Source organism: Rhodococcus spongiicola, assembly GCF_004011835.1.
Classification (GTDB): Bacteria; Actinomycetota; Actinomycetes; order Mycobacteriales; family Mycobacteriaceae; genus Prescottella; species Prescottella spongiicola.
Genome location: NZ_RKLN01000019.1, coordinates 1 through 679 on the forward strand (window position 1 = coordinate 1; position 679 = coordinate 679).

General features: G+C 69.1%; 1 protein-coding gene. It reads left to right on the forward strand.

All coding sequences use genetic code 11. The annotated features are described in order from the left end of the window. Nucleotides 1-679, forward strand: a 679-nt coding sequence (locus EF834_RS18060; RefSeq protein ID WP_164874179.1) for a phosphopantetheine-binding protein, incomplete at both ends; no start/stop codon positions are given.

The following is a 679-nucleotide window of genomic DNA, read 5'->3' on the forward strand; positions in this document are numbered from 1 at the left end:
GCGCGCGGGTATACGGGTCGGGCGGATCTGTCGGCGGAGCGGTTCGTCGCCGACCCGTATGCCGGCGCCGACGGTATCGGTGCCGCGGGTGGGCGCATGTATCGGACCGGGGATTTGGTGCGGTGGAGTGCGAACGGTGTGTTGGAGTATTTGGGGCGCACCGATTTCCAGGTGAAGTTGCGGGGTCTGCGGATCGAGCTCGGTGAGATCGAGGCGGCGCTGCTCGAACGCGAGGAGATCGCGCGGGCGGTCGTCGTCGTCCACGACGAGCAGCTCGTGGCCTACCTCGTGCCCGCTGACGGGCCGGTCGACGACGAGGCGGCGGTGCGGGCGGGCCTGGCGCGGGTGTTGCCGTCGTACATGGTGCCGTCGGTGTTCGTCGTGCTCGATCGGCTTCCGCTCAACGTCAACGGCAAGCTGGATCGGAAGGCGTTGCCGGCGCCGATAGTGGAGGCCCGCGAGTTCCGGGCCCCGACGACCCCGGTCGAGGAGATCGTGGCGGGTGTGTTCGGGGAGGTCCTCGGGGTCGAGCGGGTCGGTTTGGATGACGAGTTCTTCGCTCTGGGTGGTAATTCGCTGGTCGCGACGCAGGTGGTTTCGCGTCTGGGGGCTGCGTTGGATGCGCAGGTGCCGGTGCGGGTGTTGTTCGAGGCGCCCTCGGTCGGCGCGTTGGCGGTCG